A 17,733-nucleotide genomic window follows, 5' to 3' on the forward strand; every position below is an offset into this window, starting at 1 on the left:
TTTTGGATATAATCTACGCGCTAATTGACTTTATCCTCCATATCGATGATCATTTGGTGGAAATCGTCAATAACTATCAGACCTGGACTTATTTGATCCTTTTCCTGATTATTTTTGCAGAAACCGGATTGGTGGTAACCCCTTTCCTACCCGGTGATTCCCTACTGTTTGCCACAGGAGCCATTATTGCGAAACCGGAAACCGACCTGAATATTTTGTTTATGTGGGTGCTGTTGATGGTTGCGGGTATCCTTGGCGATTTGGTGAATTACCATATCGGTAAATATATCGGTCCTAAGGCCTTTTCCGGCAAATACAAGTTCCTGAAAAAGGAATACCTGGAGAAAACAGAGAAGTTCTACGATAAATACGGCGGCAAGACCATCATCTATGCCCGTTTCGTGCCGATCGTGCGTACTTTCGCTCCATTTGTGGCCGGTGTGGGAAGCATGTCCTATGCGAAATTTGCATCCTACAACGTAATCGGTGCCATCCTTTGGGTGACCTCATTCCTGTTCATCGGATATTTCTTCGGCGGTCTGCCGATCATTAAAGATAACTTTACGATAGTAGTCTTCGCGATTATTATCCTATCCATATTGCCGCCGATCGTTGAAGTGGCAAGAGAAAAATACGGAAAGAAAAAAGGAGCTGAATAAGCTCCTTTTTTTGTAGTTCCGCACCGGAAAGTACTTGTCAAGCTCTTTTCCCTTCGCGGAGTATGCAGCTTGGTGCAATTGTTGCTCCAGCAAGAACGAATACAAGAACATGGAACTATTAAGTAATCTTATCGACTTTATCCTGCACATCGATAAGCACCTCATCGATATTACCCAATCCTATCAGGCTTGGACATACCTGATCCTCTTTCTGATCATCTTCGCTGAAACGGGACTGGTGGTAACACCTTTTCTTCCCGGAGATTCCGTACTGTTCGCCATGGGGGCCTTGATCGCCAAGCCCGAAACAGGGCTGAGCCTATGGGTAATGCTTTTTCTATTGATTGCCGCGGCGATCCTCGGCGATTTTGTCAATTATGAGATCGGTAAGCATTTCGGAAATCGCGTCTTTCGAAAGGACTCCCGCATCTTCAAACCCGCCTATCTGGAGAAAACACAGGCATTCTATGAAAAGTATGGTTTGAAAACCATTATCTATGCGCGCTTTGTGCCTATCGTAAGAACGTTTGCCCCCTTTGTCGCCGGCATCGTCAAAATGCCGTATTCGAAATTCGGCCTCTACAATATCGTGGGAGGAATATTATGGGTGACCCTCTTCTTGGTGGGCGGATTCTTTTTCGGGCAGATCTCCTTTGTCAAGAACAATTTTTCCATTGTTGTGCTGGCAATTATCGGCATTTCCCTGCTTCCTGCCCTGATTGAAATCTTTCGGGAAAGGTTCAATAAAAAGAAGACCCTATAGATTGCATGTTTTAAACGTTTATTCGGAAAGACAGTCTCAATTTAAAATTTCAGCCTATGCGATATCTTGTATTTGCCCTATTCCTGTGGGTTCAGCCCTTATTTGCCCAGCGCATCAACGTTGACCGTGGAGAAGCCAAGAAGGCCTACCACTACCTGAACGACTTTCGGATGAATCCGAAGAAACATGGCCGCGCCATCCGAGTGAACAACCTGCGCGGGGTTACCCAGACCCGGTTGGTCTGGAACCCGACTTTGGCCAAGGTGGCCGAAGAGCGTGCCAAGGATATGGCTCGGCGCAATTATTTTGACCATACCGATCCAGATGGCTATGGTCCCAATTACCACATCAACAAGGCAGGCTATACCCTGAACCCCGATTGGTTGAAGAAGCGCAGCACCAATAATTTCGAGTCCATCGGTGCGGGACACCCGACCGCAGTGGACGGCATCAAATCCTTTATCATCGGAAAGGGTTCTCCGGGCTTTATGCACCGGAAGCACATGCTGGGGCTGGATGACTGGAATGCATCCCTGCAAGATGTGGGGATCGGTTTCGTGCGCGTGAAACGGGGAAAGGGCTATGCGACCTACCTCTGTGTGATCATCGCAAAACATGATTGGTAAATAGCATCTTTCTTTTCTTGAAGTTTTATACCTTTGCATATGATAAAATCAATGACAGGCTATGGTATCGGTTCGGCAGAAAATGCCAACGTGAAGTATACCGTAGAAATCAAGTCCCTCAACTCGAAATTCTTGGAGTTAAACCTCCGTCTGCCGAAGGCGGTGTCCGATAAGGAATTGTTCCTTCGCGGCGAAAGCAGCAAGCTTATCGAACGCGGTAAGGTCAATATCAATATTTCCACTGAATATGTGAACCAAACGGCGAAAGCCGCGAATATCAATGCGGAGCTTTTGAAAGCCTACTATCAGCAATTGGCATCAATCGCTAATGAATTGGGCGATAAGAATCAGCAGCTCTTTGAAATGGCATTGAATATGCCGGAAGTTATCAGTCATGATGATGAGGTGGTTGAAGAAGAGGGTAAGGTACTGGTGGATGCATTCCATCAGGCTGTTAAGAAATTCAACCAGTTCCGCTCGGATGAAGGCGCTGTGCTGAAGCAGGACCTGGAACACCGTGTCAGTTTGATTTTATCCCACCTGACCGAAGTGGAAGGCGTGGAAGGTAGCCGCATCCCTTTGATCCGCGAACGTATCAACCAATATATGGAAGAAGCGGTCGGCAAGGAGAATGTGGATATGAACCGTTTTGAGCAAGAGTTGGTGTTCTATATCGAGAAATTGGACATTACCGAAGAGAAGGTTCGCTTACGTAGCCACTGCAACTATTTTATCGAGGCATTGAACAGCCAGGATTCCAACGGTAAGAAATTGGGCTTTATCTCCCAGGAGATGGGCCGTGAGATCAATACCTTGGGTTCGAAGGCCAATAATGCACAGATCCAACAGATCGTCGTGAAGATGAAGGATGAATTGGAGAAAATTAAGGAACAATTATTAAACGTATTATAGGATGAGTGGTAAGCTTTTGATATTCTCAGCTCCTTCGGGTGCGGGCAAAACAACAATTGTGCGCAGAATCTTGGAGAAGCATGCCGATAAGTTCTGTTTTTCCATTTCCGCCAGCACGCGCGAACCGCGAGGTACAGAAAAGGATGGTGAGGACTATTACTTTATCTCAAAAGAAGATTTCCTGCACAAGGTTGCCAAGCATGAGTTCATCGAATTTGAAGAAGTATATTCCGGAACATTCTATGGGACGCTCCGTTCCGAGGTGGAACGCATCTGGGAACAGGGCAAGCACGTCATCTTTGATATCGATGTGATCGGTGGATTGCGCCTGAAATCGAAGTTTCCTGAACAGGCCCTTTCGATCTTCGTGAACCCACCATCGTTGGAAATATTGAAGGAACGCCTGACCGGGCGTGGTACCGATTCGGAAGAGAAGTTGAAGGAACGCTTTGCCAAAGCTGAGCTTGAGCTTAGCTATGCGGATAAATTCGATGTTATCCTGCAGAACAATGACCTGGAAACGGCATGTGCAGAAGCAGAAAAACTGGTCCTTGAATTTATCAATACCTAGTCGCGATGAGTAAGGTTGGATTATTCTTCGGGTCATTCAACCCGATTCATATCGGGCACCTCATTATTGCCAATTACATGGCCAATTACACATCCTTGGATGAGGTTTGGTTCGTGGTCTCCCCACAAAATCCCTTTAAGGAGAAAAAGAGCCTTGGCAATATGTACGATCGGATGGAAATGGTGGAACTGGCGATTGCCGGTGCCGATAACCTCCGCGCCAGTGATATCGAATTTAACCTTCCCCAACCCTCCTATACCATTGATACGCTGGTGCACCTGGCGGAAAAACACCCGAACAAGGAGTTTCTCCTGATCATGGGTGAAGATAACCTGCAGGGCTTTATGAAATGGAAGAATGCCGAAATTATCCTCCGAGATTATAAGATCGTGGTCTATCCACGTCCGGGTTATGATGGAGGTGAGCTCAAGAATCACCCTTCCATTCAGATGACCGATACGCCGGTGATGGAGCTGTCCTCAACCTTCCTGCGGCAGGCCATTAAAGATGGACGGTCCGTGAAGTTCTATACCCCTGATGCGGTTATCGATTTTATAGATAAAAAAGGATTGTATTCGTAAACGACTGATAGCTAATAGTATACTAGTCTTTCGGCAACTTACCCTAAAAACTTTTTAAGATTTTATAAAACCAATTTGGTTTCATGGTGTTCTATTAGTGTATTTATCATTTAAATAATAGGAGGATTATAAACATGGACAAATTAGATTTAAAAGGAAAGTGGAACGAATTAAAAGGTAAAATCAAACAACAGTACGCAGATTGGACTGATGATGATTTAGCTTATGAAGAAGGAAAAGACGACGAGTTATTAGGTAAATTACAACAGAAACTTGGTAAATCAAGAGAAGAAGTAGTTGACTGGTTGAACAAACTAGGCTAATACGTCTTTTTCGACATAAAGGAGAGGTCGGCAGTGTATGCCGACCTCTTTTTTTGTTTGACATGGAAAGTGTTAGTCGTATACCATAGTAAATTATTCTGTAGGATTTGCATTTCCCCTTTTGTTTGTTACCTTTATATCACGAAGTAACCCCGTAAAGTATTCATAAATAGCAGTTTACCATCATTTTCAAAATTTGATGCTAGATGGTTATTTTCCTTGCAAAATTCCTACTCTTACCACGCTCTCGCATCAACAAGATTGGAAGAAATCCCGTTATTTTCTTGAAAATTTCACAATGGCTGTCCGCAGGTAAATTGGCCCTGGCGATATGCTGGACCTTGTTCGAGGTGCATCCGTGGTGCGCCCGTATTGTAACCGAGGTGGAACCGTGTCTATAGACACGCTCTCACCTCGCTCTCAGTACGCTCTCAGTACGCTCTCACCATGGACAAGGTGTAGACATGGTAAAGTGGTTATTTTGGTTAGGTTTGCTGTTAAGGTATTGATAATGTGTTGTTTGTGTTGATTTTTTGGCAAGGAGTAAATTGGGGGTTTAAACGGTTAATCAGTGGGTATAGGGGTTCTTCTGCGCCTGCTAAAATAGTTACACCCCTAGCGGGGTTACATGGCGCATAATCGTATCAACGTTTGCTGGTATAATTTTATGCCTGAAATATTGCCATAGGCACAAGAGAGCCACCGCACAGGCCTGCCGCACAACTCTTGCGCCAGCTTGATGGCGGGATATGCCTGAAATATTGCCGAAGGCAAGAGGGCCACCGCACATTCCCCGCGCACAACTCTTGCGCCAGCGTTACTGCATCCTACCTAGCACACACCGCCACCCTTGTTTAATTTCAAGTAAATCTTTGGTTAAACTACGGGTTGTCGAGGATGGAATGCATGCATAATTTCCTAACTTAGCGGTATGACAAAGAAGAAGCCTACTATATTGGTCGTTAACGACGATGGCATCACGGCTCCGGGGATCAAGGTCCTGTTGGAGGTGATGCAGGAGATTGGTGAAGTTGTTGTTGTTGCTCCGGATAGTCCGCAGTCGGGAATGGGACATGCCATTACGATCGGGAAGCCTTTGCGCCTGGACAAGATCGACCTGTATCCGGGTGTGGAGATGTACAAATGTTCGGGCACACCGGTGGATTGTGTCAAGTTGGCGGTTCATAAAATCTTCAAGGGCAAAAAACCCGACCTTTGCGTCTCGGGTATTAACCATGGATTGAACTATTCCATCAATGTGCTGTACTCAGGCACGATGTCCGCAGCGGTGGAAGGTGCCATCGAAGGTATTCCTTCCGTGGGGTATTCCTTAGATGACTTTGCGTATCATGCTGATTTTGAGCATACCCGTGTGTGGGTGAAGACCATTGCTGAACAGGTATTGAAGAACGGCTTGCCGAAGAATTCCCTATTGAACGTTAATTTTCCGAATAAATCCGTAGAGATCAAGGGCATTAAAATCTGCCGTCAGGCCAATGCGAAGTGGTTCGAGGAGTTTGATGAACGCCTGGACCCCTATAAACGCGAGTATTTTTGGATGACGGGCAACTTTGACCTACAGGATCGCGGAGAGGACACCGATGCGCACGCCATTAACAATGGGTATGTTTCCATCGTGCCGACCCAGTTCGATATGACGGCGCACCATGTGATTCCGGAACTGAATTCCTGGTCTTTTGACATTTCGTAAGCAATGAAGAACAGTATATTGGTGGGGTTCCTATTGGGAATCTTAGCGCCCATTGCGGCATTTCTGTTGATGCGGTACACGGATGTGCAGATGGAGGTATTCCCGGACAAGCCAACGGCGCTGTATGTGATCGCGGCGGCCATCAATCTGGTTTCCTGCTGGATATGCTACAAGCAGGAAAGGGATAAGATTGGCAACGGGCTGGTATTGGCCACCTTTGTGGGCATGATGATCTTGGTGCTGACCAAGAACATCCAAATTGATATGTAAGTAATGAATGAGCAGATGAATTTAACCTTGGGCTTTTCGCCCTGTCCCAACGATACGTTTATTTTTGATGCGCTGATCCACGACAAGATCGACTGCCATGACCTACGGTTTCACGTGGAATATCACGATGTGGAGACCCTGAATGCGAAAGCTTTCCGTGGGGAACTGGACATCACGAAACTCAGTTACCATGCCTTCGCGTATGCGGTGGAAGACTACGAACTGCTGGATGCGGGAAGTGCCCTGGGCTTTGGCGTCGGGCCGCTGCTGATCTGCAAGGATGCCGAATTGGCGGAAGAATTGGCGCAATATATCGGCGGAGAGCTACCGGAGCACCTGCGGGACCTCCGCGTAGGCATTCCTGGAAAATATACTACGGCTAATTTCCTGCTCGGTTTGGCCTTCCCTACCCTACAGCAGAAGGAAGAGCTGCTCTTCTCGGAAATCGAGGAGTCCCTTTTGGATGGGCGTATCGATGTAGGCTTGATCATCCATGAAAATAGGTTTACCTATATGGACAAAGGGCTGCACAAGATTGCCGATCTTGGTGATTTCTGGGAAAAGACAACCGGTTCTCCGATCCCATTGGGTGGAATCGTGATCAAAAGAAGCCTCCCCGATGCGGTAAAGAAACGGGTGAATGCATTGATCACAGAAAGCGTACGCTTTGGCTTTGCGAACCCTAAATCGGGACTGGACTATATCCGTTCGCATGCCCAGGAAATGAACGAACAGGTCATGTACCAACACATCGAACTCTACGTCAACAAATATTCCGAAAATCTTGGTGAAATCGGGCGTGAGGCCATACAAAAGCTGTTTGATCAGGCCCGAGCGCTGAACTTGGTCCCTGTAACGGAGAAAAATATATTTTTAGAAAAATAAATTCATAAAAAAGAAAGGGCGAAAGCATTAGTTATCAACCTTAATAACTAAATTTGCCCGATTAATGTCAAAATGTCTGCTTGTTTTGTTTGGAGTCATTATTGTACATGCGAATAGAGAAATAGAATATTATGTTAAAGTTTTTAAGCAAATTATTTGGTAGTAAGTCTGAAAGAGATATCAAAGGCGTACATCCCCTAGTAAATAAAATCAAGGAAGAATACGAGAAACTTTCTGGTTTAACGCATGATGAGCTCCGGGCGAAGACCACAGAATTCAAGGAAAGAATCAGCACCTATTTGCAGGATATTGACAAAGAGATCGATGAGTTGAAAGGTCAGGCCGACGCAACGGAGGACATGGAAAAGAAAACTTCCATCTACGACCAAGTTGACAAATTGACAAAAGACCGCGACAAGAAGCTTGAGGAAATATTGTTAGAGATATTACCTGAAGCTTTTGCTGTTGTTAAGGACACGGCACGTCGCTTCACAGAAAATAAAGAAATTGAAGTTACAGCTTCCCAATTCGACCGTGACTTGGCAGCCCGTAAACCGAACGTACAGGTCAATGGCGACAAAGCGATTTGGAAGAACACCTGGAATGCTGCCGGAACGGAAGTAACCTGGAACATGGTCCACTACGATGTACAGTTGATCGGTGGTATCGTGTTGCACCAAGGTAAGATTGCCGAGATGTCTACGGGTGAAGGTAAGACCTTGGTAGGAACATTGCCTACCTACCTGAATGCATTGGCAGGTCAAGGTATCCACATCGTAACGGTGAATGATTACCTGGCACGTCGTGACTCCGAGTGGAACGGACCGATCTTCGAGTTCCACGGAATGAGCGTAGACTGTATCGATAAATATCAACCGAACTCGCCACAGCGCCGTCAAGCGTATATGAGCGATATCGTATACGGTACGAACAATGAATTCGGTTTCGACTACCTACGTGACAACATGACCAACACGAAGGAAGCCATGGTGCAGCGCAAGCTTCACTTTGCGATGATCGATGAGGTGGACTCCGTATTGATTGACGATGCGCGTACGCCATTGATTATCTCCGGTCCTATCCCTATGGGTGACCAACACGAATTCCATCAATTGAAGCCACGGATCGAACGATTGGTAAATGCACAGAAAGCATACATCAATACCGTATTGAACCAGGCGAAGAAAGCCATTGCTGAAAATGACACAGACCCTGAAAAGGGAGGATTGGCGCTGTTCCGTGCTTACCGCGGTTTGCCGAAGAACAAAGCGTTAATCAAATATCTATCCGAAGGCAACCACCGCCAGATCCTTCAGAAGGTGGAGAACTTCTACATGTCGGAGCAAAACCGCCACATGCCGAAAGCAGACGCGGAATTGTTCTTCGTCATCGATGAAAAGAACAACCAGGTTGAACTTACCGATAAAGGTATTGAGCTGATTACGGCTTCAGGCGAGGATCCAAGTTTCTTCATCCTTCCGGATGTCGGTACGGAGATCGCTGAGATCGAAAAAGCAGATATCGCATTGGAGGAGAAAGCAGCGAAGAAAGAAGAGCTGATGCGTGATTACTCGGTGAAAGCTGAGCGTATCCACTCGATCAACCAATTGTTGAAGGCATATACCCTATTCGAGCGTGACGATCAATATATCGTTGACGAGGGCAAGGTAAAGATCGTCGATGAGCAAACGGGCCGTATCATGGATGGCCGCCGTTACTCGGACGGTTTGCACCAAGCGATCGAAGCCAAGGAAAACGTGAAAGTAGAGGATGCTACGCAGACCTACGCGACGATTACCTTGCAGAACTACTTCCGGATGTACCACAAGCTATCGGGTATGACCGGTACGGCATCTACGGAAGCGGGCGAGCTTTGGGAGATCTATAAACTGGATGTGGTTGAGATCCCAACGAACAAAGGCATTCAACGTGATGACCGTCAAGATTTCATCTACCGTACAGCACGTGAGAAATACAATGCAGTGGCACAGGAAATCCAGACCTTGACAGAACAGGGCCGTCCGGTATTGGTCGGTACGACATCAGTTGAGATCTCGGAACTATTGAGCCGTATGCTGAAACTACGCGGTGTGAAGCACAACGTATTGAACGCGAAATTGCACCAGAAAGAAGCTGATATCGTTGCGGAAGCTGGTCGTCCGGGTCAGGTGACCATTGCGACGAACATGGCCGGTCGTGGTACGGATATTAAGCTGACCGAAGAGGTTATCAATGCTGGCGGTTTGGCGATCATCGGTACGGAGCGCCACGAGTCCCGTCGTGTTGACCGTCAGTTGAGAGGTCGTGCGGGACGTCAGGGTGACCCGGGTTCTTCGCAGTTCTTCGTATCCTTGGAAGATCCGTTGATGCGTCTTTTCGCATCGGAGCGTATCTCCAACCTGATGGTGAAGATGGGTGTGGAAGATGGTGAAGTGATGCAACACAGCATGTTGACCAAATCCATCGAGCGTGCACAGCGCAAAGTGGAGGAAAACAACTTCGGTATCCGTAAGCGTCTATTGGAATACGATGACGTGATGAACTCCCAGCGTACAGTTATCTATACAAAACGTAAGAATGCCCTATTCGGTGAACGTCTGGATGTTGATTTGAACAACACCATCTATGATGTGGTGGAAGATGTGGTGCTACAAGCCAAGGAAGATAATTCCTTCGATGAGTTCCAGATTGAAGTGATCCGTATTTTCGCTGTCAACCCAGCGATTACACAGGACGAATTTACATCGACCTCTGCAAATAACTTAGTGGAAAAATTATTTACACAGGTTATTGATCATTATCACCAAAAGGCAGAAAATATCGCTAACCAGACGTTACCAGTTCTTACGAACGTATTGGCAGAACGTGGTGGCATGATTGAAAATATCATTGTTCCATTTACCGATGGAATTCGTGGCATTCAAGTTGCTACAAACTTGAAAAAAGCTGTAGAGACGAACGGTAAGGAAGTCTTCAAATCCTTTGAGAAAGGTATCGTGCTTGCGCTGATCGATGAAGCGTGGAAAGAGCATTTACGTGAGATGGATGATTTGAAGCAATCCGTACAGAACGCTGTTTATGAACAGAAGGATCCGATCATTATCTATAAAATGGAGGCTTACAACTTGTTTAAGACGATGTTGGCCGGCATGAATAAGGATATTGTGAGCTTCTTGTTCAAAGGTGAGATCCCAGGACAGCAGCAAGAACCGGAAAACGTACAGGCAGCGCGTCCAGAAGCACCAAAGGTAAAGGTTAAAGAAACAAAAGAAGAGTTGGCTTCCCCAACTGGCGTATCCGAGGAAGACCTGAATACACAGGCACCACAGGTGACCCAGCCGATCCGCAAAGATCAGGAAGTTGGCAGAAACGATGAATGTCCTTGTGGTTCTGGATTGAAGTACAAAAACTGTCACGGAAAACAATAAGGATAATAAAAAATGAAATACCCAGGATTTTTAGTAAGCTGTTTACTTTTATGTGCATTGAGCAGTTCTGCACAAACACAGGAGAGTAAAGTTGTAGTAGAAAAAGATTCGTTGATCGATCTTCTTCAGCAAGCAAGAACACATTTTGCTTTAAATCCGACATCGACAAAAACGGTACCCTTGGAACCTAAAGTCCTCGATAAGTCGCGCGCATCCCGTGTGAAGGTTCGGGGCTTTAGGGTCCAAATATATTCAGGAACGAGCCGTAGTGAAGCACAAACTGTACAGAACAGCTTTATACGTCAGAATTCCGGCACCAATGCCTACTTGGACTATGTAGAACCGAACTACCGTGTTAAAGTTGGCGATTTTACCAGTCGTTCTGCAGCTACCGAGTACATGCGGCAACTCCGCGGCAGATATAGAAATGTATTCGTATTCGTTGAAGATGTATGGACCTGGCGTTAGCGGAGGAAAACCATGTCAACAACAAAACAAACCGTACAGCAATTCGCCCAATCCTTTTTTGAGGATACCCTGAACAAAAGAAGATTTCTTCACCAAAACCCCGAACTTTCTTTCGAGGAATATAACACATCAGCTTTCGTCAAGCAGGTATTGACCGACTTGTGCATACCGTTTGAATCCATGGCGGACACCGGCGTGGTGGGCTTGATCCAAGGGGAACTGCCCTCGGACAAGGTCATTGCCCTGCGTGCCGATATGGACGCACTGCCGATCACCGAGGTGGAAGGACGCAGTTACGGGTCCCAGAATATTGGCGTGATGCATGCCTGTGGGCATGATGTGCACACAGCTTCACTATTGGGGGTTGCCAGGATATTGATGGCCATGCGTGCGGAATTTGGCGGAACGGTGAAATTGATCTTTCAGCCAGGGGAGGAACGTTTGCCTGGCGGAGCATCCCTGATGATCAAGGATGGTGTGCTGGAAAACCCGAAACCTCAGGGAATAATCGGGCAGCATGTCATGCCTTTTATCGAAGCGGGGAAGGTGGGCTTTCGCTCGGGCAAGTATATGGCGTCCTGCGATGAGCTGTTCATGACCATCCGCGGTAAAGGTGGACATGGCGCGCAACCCCATCAGAATATTGACCCCATTGCGATTACTGCCCAGGTCATTACGGCCATGCAGCAGGTGGTGAGCAGAAATGCCGATCCAAGGATCCCTTCGGTCCTTTCCTGGGGCAAGATTATCGGCAATGGCGCAACCAACGTTATTCCCGACGAAGTTTACCTGGAGGGCACCTTCCGGACCTTTGACGAGAAATGGCGCGCTGAAGCCCATGAAAAGATGACAAAAATGGCTGTCGGTATTGCCGAAAGTATGGGTGCCACCTGTGATTTTCAGGTTGCCAAAGGATATCCCTTCCTCATTAACGAACCCCAGATCACAGCAGCTTCTCGCAGGTATGCGGAGGAATATCTGGGCGCAGAAAATGTAGTGGAACTGGACCTCTGGCCAGCCGCTGAGGATTTCGCCTATTATTCCCAGGAAACCAATGCATGTTTCTACCGCTTGGGGACAGGGAATGTGGAAAAGGGAATAACCTCTGCCGTACATACGCCAACCTTTGACATCGATGAAACCGCCCTACAGACCAGTATCGGTCTGATGGCCTACATTGCTTTACGACAACTGGAAGCTTAAGCGATGTCCTCACATCATATTGTTCGGGAAAATCAGGAACCGGCACTCTTTATCGCCGATCCCCATTGCCTGCAGGAAGGCTATCTCCATCAATTATTGGAATGGAGCCCGACGATTATTACCCTAGCTCAGCATTATGAACACCTGCAATCGCTACAGATCAAAGTAGATGTGCTACTTGCGAAGGAGGAAGTTTCCGGAATGGATCTGGAGGAACACCTACAGGTCGTTTCCTATGGAGACAGCAGCCCAACTGCAGCCTTATTTACTTATCTGCACAGCAAGAACAATTATGCGGTAAACATACTGACCAATGACGAGCAGATTTCGCCATATATCCCCTTTCTGTCCGATTTCACCATTATTTTCCTAAATGACGGGGGAAAGCACCTTTTGGTGAGAAAGTACGAGAAATGGCTTCCTAAGGGTTTTGTATTGGGCATAGCCGGCGTTGAAGATATTACGGATCTGGAGAACCTAGATGCAATATCCGACGGAAAATTTACGGTGCGTGCGGACGGATTTGTCCGGATCACCGAGCAGCCACACTATTTTAGGATTACGGAAGAGTTATGATAACAATACGAAAGGCAACCGCAGAAGATGCGGTCTTGATTCACGAACTGGCGCATGCCATCTGGTACCCCACCTATGGTCCGATCCTTTCCCAGGATCAAATAGCCTTTATGTTGGAGAAGATGTATGCCACGGAAGTGTTGGAGGCTGCAATTTTGGAGGACCAGGTTCAATTTTATCTCCTGTATGACCAAACGGATAATGCCGTTGGCTTTCTTGGGCTACAACCAAAAGCAGATTGCCTACGTATCGAAAAGATTTATCTCCTCCCGATTACCCAAGGAAAGGGTTATGGGAAATTATTAATTGAATTTTCTGCTGACCGCGCGAAAGAACTGGGCCTTCCGGAATTGGAACTGAATGTGAACCGTGGAAACCAGGCGTATCATTTTTACCTTAAACAGGGTTTTGAAGTAGTAGAGGAAGTAGATATCCCCTACTACGGTTATGTTATGGACGATTACGTTATGCGTAAGCGTTTAATCTCTTAATTTTTCTACACGTGTCGGTGTCTGTTCCCCTTTGACAATACCGATCGCACCTGCGGCAATAGCCTCAATACTCGATTTTATATTGTTGATATCCAACGTGCTGACCTCATCCTTAACGGTGTGGTAGTAGCTATCCTTGTCGATCTGAGAGGTCGAGAAGGTATGTGCCGGTACCCCCAATGCCGCTAATACCGCGTTATCGCTACGATAGAACAGGTTCTGTGTGGTATATGGATCCGGGTGGAAGGTAAAGGCAGAACCTTTCAGGTTCTCTTGCATCAGTTGACCTAGGTTGGATGCCGTGAAACCAGTGATGTACATTGTATTCGGGCCGAATTTTGAATCCTTACCGATCATTTCAATATTGATCATGGCAGCCACTTTCTCCGGATCGATGTTATTGGAAAAGTATTTGGAGCCGAACATACCGATTTCCTCAGCTGTAAAGGCCACGAAAATTAATGTACGCTCGTTGTTGTTCAACTTTTTATAATAGCGGGCCAATTCGATCATTGCAGTCGTACCCGAGGCATCATCATCAGCACCATTGGCAATGGAATCCTGCCCTACTGCTTGGATAATACCGATATGGTCGTAATGACAGGAGAAAACCACATATTCATCCGCTTTGGATTTTCCAGGAATAATGGCTGCTACATTGGCCATCGTGAAATCGTTCCCTGTTTTCTCTACCTGAACCGTATAATCTGCAGGAATGGATTCTGCCACGACGAATACTTTTGTCGGTGATTTCGGTCTTTCCTGGCCCTTGATGGTAATCTGCTCGCGGTTATAGATTTTCTTGAAGCGCGCTAGGAATGCCGCATGCTTCTTATCCACTGCTATGATGGCATCTTCCGGATCCTTCTGAACGATTTCGCGGAATTTCTGCGAGAAATCATCATCCGCAGTGATCTGCAGGGTCTTGATCTTATTTTCCTTGGCGGAAAGTGATCCTTGGAAATCCCCAAAGATTAGGAAATCTTCATCAGCTAACTCCTTATTCGCTATGGTTACGCGTTGTGAAGACACTTTGGATCTGTTTACGGCGAACTCCTGTTTGAAGTTATTGCCAACATACGGCTGAAGGCCGATTTCCTTAAACTCGGCAGCAATGAAGTCTGCCGCGCGATCGATATCGGCGGGTACCAAGGCTGAGCGGCCGCGCATCTCATCGGATGCCAGTGTATTTAATATTCTACTGATGTTCTCGGTTGTCGTTATTTCAGCGACCTGCGCATAGGATAACTGAAAAAATAACCCAAGGCTACATAAGGATAAAAAGTGTTTAATCATGATCTATAATTTGCGATGAAAATACTAAATTATTAAAGTAATGATAGGGTATTTGCTATTAAAAATTATTTATCTTTGAGAAAAAGGATACTATGAAAGAAATAAGCGTTCAAGAATTGAAGGACATGATGGACCACAATACGGAGTTCCAATTGATCGACGTACGTGAGCCTTTCGAATATGAAGTTTCTAACCTCAACGGGGTAAACATTCCATTATCGGGTGTTGTAATCGAGTCGGATAAGATTTCTAAGGATCTTCCGGTAGTGATTCACTGCAGATCAGGAAAACGAAGTGCGCAAGCAATTATGTTGTTGGAGCAGGAAGGCTTCACCAACCTATCGAATCTTCAAGGCGGTATTTTAGCTTGGAAAGAAGCATTCGACCCAGAAATGGATGTCTATTAACAGTCATACAAAATAAGAAAGCCCGATTTTATCGGGCTTTCTTATTTTGTATGACAGATATGAGATGTTAGATATGAGATATGAGAAAGTCTGGGTGCTATTAGGCAACCATTAGTAATATCTGACAGATATGAGATGTTAGATTTGAGATATGAGAAAGTCTGGGTGCTATTTGACATCCGTTAGTAATTTTCCGAGCTAACTTTCATTTTATCCCATCTTCCATTTTCCATCTTCCAGTCTAAGTTTTCTATCTATCTCTCAACATCAGGTAGCCCACTTAATAACGCAAATCTCATATCTCTAGTCTCACAGTTTAGGTTTTACATCTCTCCACCCTCTTCAAATAACACACTTTCTATCTCAAATCTCACATCTCACATCTCATAGTCTAATAATGCCATTCTTTCAATTCTGCGGTATGATTGTTAAAAAACCGAAAAAAATTCGGTTTTTTTCGGATATTATATTGTTAAATTATTAAAAGCATTACCTTTATACTAAAGTACCAAATGTAAACAAAAACATTATTTATGGACAATCAATCCAACAATACCTACACATTTTTTGAGGGGGTAGCTCGTAACTTCGATAAAGCGGCGAAGTTCACGAAATTTTCATCAGGGATCCTTGATCAGATCAAAGCCTGTAACTCGATTCTGCGGGTAAAATTCCCGGTTAAGATTGGGGATAACATTGAGGTTATCGAGGCGTATCGTGTCCAGCATTCGCACCATAAGTTGCCGTGTAAGGGCGGTATCCGTTTCAGTATGGAGGTCGATCAGGATGAGGTTATGGCGCTGGCATCGCTGATGACCTATAAGTGTGCGATCGTGAATGTTCCTTTCGGTGGAGCAAAGGGCGGTATCAAGATCGATAGCAAGAAGTACTCCGAGTACGAACTGGAGAAGATCACCAGAAGGTATACTACGGAATTGGTGAAGAAGAATTTTATCGGTCCGGGCACGGATGTTCCTGCTCCAGATTATGGAACAGGAGCGCGTGAAATGAGTTGGATCGTGGATACATATACGACCCTAAACCCGAATGAGATCAATGCACAAGCCTGTGTGACAGGTAAACCGATTTCTCAGGGTGGTGTGCGCGGACGTACGGAAGCAACCGGATTGGGTGTTTTCTTCGGTGTTCGGGAAGCATGTAAGGTGCAAGAAGATATGGAAGCACTTGGATTGACCGTCGGTGTGGAGGATAAGCGCGTGATTGTTCAGGGATTGGGAAATGTGGGTTACCATGCCGCAAAATATTTCCAAGAGGCAGGTTCCAAGTTGGTGGGATTGATCGAATATGAAGGAGCCATCTACAACGCCAATGGTCTTGACCTAGATGCCGTTGTTGCGCACCGCAAGACAACCGGGTCCATTCTGGATTTCCCGGGCGCAGAGAATGTTGCAGATTCCGCTAGAGCGTTGGAATACCCATGTGACATCCTGATTCCGGCAGCATTGGAGTCCGTGATCAACATCAGCAATGCCGACCGTATCCAAGCACAGATCATCGGTGAAGCTGCGAATGGTCCTTTAACACCTGAAGCGGACGAGATCCTGAACAGCAAGGGCAAATTAATTATTCCGGATATTTACCTGAACGCGGGCGGGGTTACAGTTTCGTACTTTGAGTGGTTGAAAAACTTAAGCCATGTGCGTTACGGACGTTTGGAAAAACGCTTCTCAGAGAATATGTACGCGGAAATCTTGAATATTATTGAGTCCATGACCAATCAGAAGGTGTCCAAATTGGAACGCAAGATTATCTTGAGAGGTCCGGATGAAGTGGATTTGGTTTACTCCGGTTTGGAAGACACCATGATCGGATCTTACCAGGAGATTCACCAGATCTGGAAAAATACAGAAGGCGTAACGGATCTGCGTACAGCAGCATTTATCTGTGCTATCAACAAGGTGGGCGAGTCCTACAAAGAATTGGGTATTTTCCCATAGACTTTGGCGGGATTTTATCCTAACTTTGCTTCATGAATAAATTATTCCTCCAGACTAAACAGGCTTTCCTATTTAGTCTGGCTTTTTATATCTTCTCCCTTCTCTTTCTGTTGCTGAAGATAGGCTTCGCTCCTATCCTGCTGAGCATCGCGATGCTGGTGTCGCTGATCTGGGTGGTGCTGGTGTTGTTGGAGATCATCAAATCGACACGAATATCCGATGGCGAACGGCTTTTATTGGTGTTATTTGTCATTGTGGGGAATATTATCGCCGGAATAGTGTATTTTTATTTCGTTCGCGAACGGGTTACAGGATATAAAGTAATAAAGAAGAAATGACGAAGAAGTTTATATTGAATATTTTGCTCAATCTGGGCATTGTGTTTTTGGTACTGAGTGCTTGGGCAGGCTATAACAGTGGACAGATGCTCTACCTGGGGATTTCGATCGCCCTATTGGTCGTCCTGATCTATCTGAAGGTCGTGCTAATTAAACAGGTCAAGCGGGATGTACGTGCGAAGGAGGAAGAAAAGATCAAGATGGCACAGCAACAAGCAAGAAAAAAGAAAAGGGCTAAATAATCATTAGCCCTTTTCTTTTTTCTTC

Annotated in this window: 20 protein-coding genes; 19 read left to right on the top strand and 1 reads right to left on the bottom strand. The window is 45.8% G+C overall.

All coding sequences use genetic code 11. The features are described 5' to 3' along the window. Positions 1-2 precede the first annotated feature (2 nt). The 15 genes from G6N79_RS03495 (at position 3) to G6N79_RS03565 (ending at position 13,467) form a co-directional block, all read left to right on the top strand. Entirely contained in the window at positions 3-659 is a 657-nt protein-coding gene (locus tag G6N79_RS03495) for a DedA family protein (RefSeq protein WP_103906599.1), read from the top strand. A 109-nt stretch (positions 660-768) separates the two neighbouring features. Next, positions 769-1,422: a DedA family protein gene (locus G6N79_RS03500; RefSeq protein ID WP_103906600.1), complete on the top strand. Its 654-nt coding sequence runs from the start codon at positions 769-771 to the stop codon at positions 1,420-1,422. A gap of 56 nt (positions 1,423-1,478) precedes the next feature. Continuing rightward, the gene (locus tag G6N79_RS03505) at positions 1,479-2,048 is read left to right on the top strand and encodes a CAP domain-containing protein (protein ID WP_103906601.1); all 570 of its coding nucleotides are present in this window, start codon (positions 1,479-1,481) and stop codon (positions 2,046-2,048) included. A 39-nt stretch (positions 2,049-2,087) separates the two neighbouring features. Then, positions 2,088-2,960: a YicC/YloC family endoribonuclease gene (locus G6N79_RS03510; RefSeq protein ID WP_103906602.1), complete on the top strand. Its 873-nt coding sequence runs from the start codon at positions 2,088-2,090 to the stop codon at positions 2,958-2,960. Between the two features lies 1 nt (position 2,961). Continuing rightward, positions 2,962-3,531, top strand: coding sequence for a guanylate kinase (gmk, locus tag G6N79_RS03515; RefSeq protein ID WP_103906603.1), 570 nt, complete (start codon positions 2,962-2,964; stop codon positions 3,529-3,531). A gap of 5 nt (positions 3,532-3,536) precedes the next feature. Beyond that, a complete protein-coding gene (nadD, locus tag G6N79_RS03520) occupies positions 3,537-4,112 on the top strand; it encodes a nicotinate (nicotinamide) nucleotide adenylyltransferase (protein WP_103906604.1) in 576 nt (191 codons plus the stop codon). Between the two features lie 134 nt (positions 4,113-4,246). Further along, a complete protein-coding gene (locus tag G6N79_RS03525; protein ID WP_103906605.1) occupies positions 4,247-4,435 on the top strand; it encodes a CsbD family protein in 189 nt (62 codons plus the stop codon). Positions 4,436-5,366: 931 nt separating this feature from the next. Then, on the top strand, positions 5,367-6,146 hold the full coding sequence (surE, locus tag G6N79_RS03530; protein WP_103906606.1) for a 5'/3'-nucleotidase SurE: 780 nt from the start codon (positions 5,367-5,369) through the stop codon (positions 6,144-6,146). A 3-nt stretch (positions 6,147-6,149) separates the two neighbouring features. Continuing rightward, positions 6,150-6,416: a hypothetical protein gene (locus G6N79_RS03535; RefSeq protein ID WP_103906607.1), complete on the top strand. Its 267-nt coding sequence runs from the start codon at positions 6,150-6,152 to the stop codon at positions 6,414-6,416. Positions 6,417-6,431: 15 nt separating this feature from the next. Next, entirely contained in the window at positions 6,432-7,301 is an 870-nt protein-coding gene (locus G6N79_RS03540) for a 1,4-dihydroxy-6-naphtoate synthase (protein WP_103906695.1), read from the top strand. Between the two features lie 131 nt (positions 7,302-7,432). Then, positions 7,433-10,729, top strand: a complete 3,297-nt coding sequence (gene secA, locus G6N79_RS03545) for a preprotein translocase subunit SecA (protein ID WP_103906608.1) — start codon at positions 7,433-7,435, stop codon at positions 10,727-10,729. Between the two features lie 12 nt (positions 10,730-10,741). Further along, a complete protein-coding gene (locus G6N79_RS03550) occupies positions 10,742-11,197 on the top strand; it encodes an SPOR domain-containing protein (RefSeq protein ID WP_103906609.1) in 456 nt (151 codons plus the stop codon). Between the two features lie 12 nt (positions 11,198-11,209). Next, entirely contained in the window at positions 11,210-12,400 is a 1,191-nt protein-coding gene (locus tag G6N79_RS03555) for a M20 metallopeptidase family protein (protein WP_103906610.1), read from the top strand. A 3-nt stretch (positions 12,401-12,403) separates the two neighbouring features. Further along, the gene (locus G6N79_RS03560) at positions 12,404-12,976 is read left to right on the top strand and encodes a hypothetical protein (protein WP_103906611.1); all 573 of its coding nucleotides are present in this window, start codon (positions 12,404-12,406) and stop codon (positions 12,974-12,976) included. Then, a complete protein-coding gene (locus G6N79_RS03565; protein WP_103906612.1) occupies positions 12,973-13,467 on the top strand; it encodes a GNAT family N-acetyltransferase in 495 nt (164 codons plus the stop codon). Before G6N79_RS03560 ends, G6N79_RS03565 begins: the two co-directional genes overlap by 4 nt. Here G6N79_RS03565 and G6N79_RS03570 read toward each other — a convergent pair. Further along, positions 13,456-14,763 (bottom strand): M28 family metallopeptidase, encoded by a 1,308-nt coding sequence (locus G6N79_RS03570; protein ID WP_103906613.1) that lies wholly within the window; start codon positions 14,761-14,763, stop codon positions 13,456-13,458. The two genes, G6N79_RS03565 and G6N79_RS03570, sit on opposite strands and share 12 nt — an antisense overlap. A gap of 92 nt (positions 14,764-14,855) precedes the next feature. Here G6N79_RS03570 and G6N79_RS03575 point away from each other — a divergent pair, with 92 nt between their 5' ends. The 4 genes from G6N79_RS03575 (at position 14,856) to G6N79_RS03590 (ending at position 17,708) form a co-directional block, all read left to right on the top strand. After that, positions 14,856-15,170, top strand: a complete 315-nt coding sequence (locus G6N79_RS03575; RefSeq protein WP_103906614.1) for a rhodanese-like domain-containing protein — start codon at positions 14,856-14,858, stop codon at positions 15,168-15,170. 533 nt (positions 15,171-15,703) lie between these two features. Further along, positions 15,704-17,128 carry a Glu/Leu/Phe/Val family dehydrogenase gene (locus G6N79_RS03580; RefSeq protein WP_103906615.1) on the top strand — a complete coding sequence of 475 codons (1,425 nt, stop codon included), beginning with the start codon at positions 15,704-15,706 and terminating at the stop codon, positions 17,126-17,128. A gap of 32 nt (positions 17,129-17,160) precedes the next feature. Beyond that, positions 17,161-17,466: a hypothetical protein gene (locus G6N79_RS03585; RefSeq protein WP_103906616.1), complete on the top strand. Its 306-nt coding sequence runs from the start codon at positions 17,161-17,163 to the stop codon at positions 17,464-17,466. Further along, a complete protein-coding gene (locus G6N79_RS03590; protein WP_103906617.1) occupies positions 17,463-17,708 on the top strand; it encodes a DUF6358 family protein in 246 nt (81 codons plus the stop codon). The genes G6N79_RS03585 and G6N79_RS03590 overlap by 4 nt, the downstream gene beginning before the upstream one ends. Positions 17,709-17,733: the final 25 nt, after the last annotated feature.

It is taken from the genome of Sphingobacterium lactis (genome assembly GCF_011046555.1).
Taxonomy (GTDB): domain Bacteria; phylum Bacteroidota; class Bacteroidia; order Sphingobacteriales; family Sphingobacteriaceae; genus Sphingobacterium; species Sphingobacterium lactis.